This window comes from Bergeriella denitrificans NBRC 102155, from assembly GCF_001592185.1.
In the GTDB taxonomy this organism is placed as follows: Bacteria; Pseudomonadota; Gammaproteobacteria; order Burkholderiales; family Neisseriaceae; genus Neisseria; species Neisseria denitrificans.
On the sequence record NZ_BCWL01000264.1, the window covers coordinates 1 to 2,440 of the forward strand.

3 protein-coding genes are annotated in these 2,440 nt (G+C 55.9%); all 3 read right to left on the bottom strand.

Features of this window, described 5'->3' with window-relative positions; genetic code table 11:
• Positions 1 to 93 precede the first annotated feature (93 nt).
• Positions 94 to 531, bottom strand: a complete 438-nt coding sequence (locus BDE01S_RS09995) for an acyl-CoA thioesterase (protein ID WP_066081063.1) — start codon at positions 529 to 531, stop codon at positions 94 to 96.
• A gap of 97 nt (positions 532 to 628) precedes the next feature.
• Positions 629 to 1,558, bottom strand: coding sequence for a lysophospholipid acyltransferase family protein (locus BDE01S_RS10000; RefSeq protein WP_066081066.1), 930 nt, complete (start codon positions 1,556 to 1,558; stop codon positions 629 to 631).
• 2 nt (positions 1,559 to 1,560) lie between these two features.
• Positions 1,561 to 2,286 carry a glycosyltransferase family 2 protein gene (locus tag BDE01S_RS10005; RefSeq protein ID WP_066081069.1) on the bottom strand — a complete coding sequence of 242 codons (726 nt, stop codon included), beginning with the start codon at positions 2,284 to 2,286 and terminating at the stop codon, positions 1,561 to 1,563.
• Between the last annotated feature and the right edge of the window lie 154 nt (positions 2,287 to 2,440).

The following is a 2,440-nucleotide window of genomic DNA, read 5'->3' on the forward strand; positions in this document are numbered from 1 at the left end:
GTATGGATCGGCGGACTTGCTGCTTCAGCAGCTTAGTCAAGCCCCCTCCTTAAGCCGGGCGCAGCAACGCCGTATCATTCTTCTTTTAAATGACTATAGATTTTGAAAACTCGGATGACGCGCCACGGCTGCCAGCCAGCTTTGCGGCGTTTGAAACTGCATTTCGCCGCTCTCCACAGCCACTGCTGCTTGGGTAGTTGAGGCGCGGGTCAGTTTTTCGCCCGTTACGCTGTCGGCAATCAGGTATTCTATCCGCAGGCAGCTTTCGATTTCCACCACCGCCAGCTCGACGCGGATTTTTTGGCCGAAACGGGCGGGGCGGATGTATTTCAAATCCATCTTCACCACCGGCCAACCGTAGCCCTGCCGCCCCATCTCATTGTAATCATAACCGATGGCGGCAAGAAAATCGCAACGGGCGACTTCGAGGTATTTCACATAATGGCCGTGCCAGACGATGTGCATGGCATCGACATCGAAAAAAGGCACGTCCATCTCGGTATGATGACGGCAGTAAACGTGCTTGGACATACAAATCCTTTTCGGTGCGGGTTATATTTCAGACGGCCTGCTGAGTACTAAGAAATCTTAAATATTTCTGCAAAAGTCTCAGATAAAAATATCCGGCCTACGGCAATCCGTCACCCCAAAAATCATAAAAATTAAACCATTGCAGCGGATGTTCCGCGCATTCTTCAGCCAAAATACCGGCAAAACGCTGTGCGGCATCGGCAACGGCGGCTTCGCGCCGGTTGCGTTTCCAATCCGTATTTTCCAAAAAGCGGCGCAATTTCAAACGGTAACGCCCGTTTTGCTTGATACAGAAAAGCGTATGCACGCGGGTTTTCAGCAAGCCCGCCAGCAGCCACGCACCTTGCGGCATCTGCGCGGGGCTGCCCAAGAAATCCACCGCAACGGTTTTCTCGCCGCGCACCGGCACGCGGTCGGCGGCCACGGCTATCCATTCGCCCGCATCAATGCGGCGGTTTAACTCCATCATCAACGCCGCATCCAAATCCGTTACCTGAATCAGCTGGATTCTGTCCGCCCCCGCTTTTTGCAGCGCCTCGTTAAACGCTTGGGCATGGCGGCTGTGTACCAACACATTGAGTTTGAACCCCTGATGGTGCGACACCAGCGCACGGCAGATTTCGGCATTGCCCAAATGCGAGCAGACAAAAATCTGTCCGCGCAGGCTGCGGTCACGCATCAGCGCATACACATCGTCAGGATCTTCCAACACCAAGTCTTCATAGCGGATTTTGCGCTGCCACACCGCAAAACGGTCGCACACCGCCTCGCCGAAAGCGGCAAACTGGCGGAATACGGCAAAACGCGGCAGCACGACCGACGGAAAAGCCGTCTGAAGCCGTTTTTGGTAAAGGCGGATATGGCGGCGCGGCGCGGGCGCGGTGGCGTAAAAATAAAATACCACAAACCAAATGCAGGGCTTCATCAATACGGCGGGCAGGTAGCGCACCATCAGCGTGGTCAGCATCAAAAACACGCGGTGGCCGCGCTCCTGCTGCGCCGCCCAATGTCGGGAATGCCTGCCCATTTTCAGACGGCCTTTCCGAATAATGCGGCAATCCGCCGCTTCACCATACCGAAAAACAGCCGCGCGTGCATCCTGCTGATTAAAAGATTGTCGTCCAACGCGCGAAAATGCGACACCCCGCCCGGCGCATACCGCACCGGCGTGGGAATCCAAACCGGCTTCACTCCGCGCCAATAGAGGCGCACCAAAATTTCCGTATCGAAATCCATGCGTTCGCCCACCCTTTCTCCGCGGATAACCGTCAGTACGGGTGCGAGCGGATAGAGGCGGAAACCGCACATGCCGTCTTTGATGTCGGTTGACCATGTATGGATCATATTCCAGAAATCCGTAATTTTCCGCCCGTAGAGGCGGGACTTGGGCGCATCACCACCGTATTGCGGCCAGCCGCACACCACCGCATCGGGCTGCCGCTCCGCCGCCGCCAAGAGCTTGGCGGTATCGGCCAAGTTGTGCTGCGCATCGGCATCGACCTGTAAAACATGGGTATAGCCGCGCTGCTCCGCATACAGCAACCCCGTTTTCACCGCCGCACCCTTGCCGCCGTTGTGTCTGCGGTACCAAACCTCAATGCCGTCTGAAGCCGTTTGCGCCAACACACTTTTCGCCGCCTCCGACGAGCCGTCGTCAACAATCAGCACATCCAGCCCGAAACCGCGCAACGTGCGAGCCACGCCGGCAATGGTCGAGGCATGGTTGTAATGGGGAATCAGGGCAAGGGTTTTCATATCGTATCCATATTTTCCGGATAAAAACGGGGTTGCGCAGCTAATGACGGCAGAGAGGTTTTCAACGTATTTTTTGGAATTTTGCAACGGTCTCCGGCTATAAATCCATCAGGTGGCTGAGCGTAGGATGTAGGTCGGGCACTTTTGCCCGACG

Coding starts and splice junctions, on each gene's coding strand:
- BDE01S_RS09995 (WP_066081063.1), bottom strand. CDS start 531: ATGTCCAAGCACGTTTACTGCCGTCATCATACCGAGATGGACGTGCCT.
- BDE01S_RS10000 (WP_066081066.1), bottom strand. CDS start 1,558: ATGGGCAGGCATTCCCGACATTGGGCGGCGCAGCAGGAGCGCGGCCAC.
- BDE01S_RS10005 (WP_066081069.1), bottom strand. CDS start 2,286: ATGAAAACCCTTGCCCTGATTCCCCATTACAACCATGCCTCGACCATT.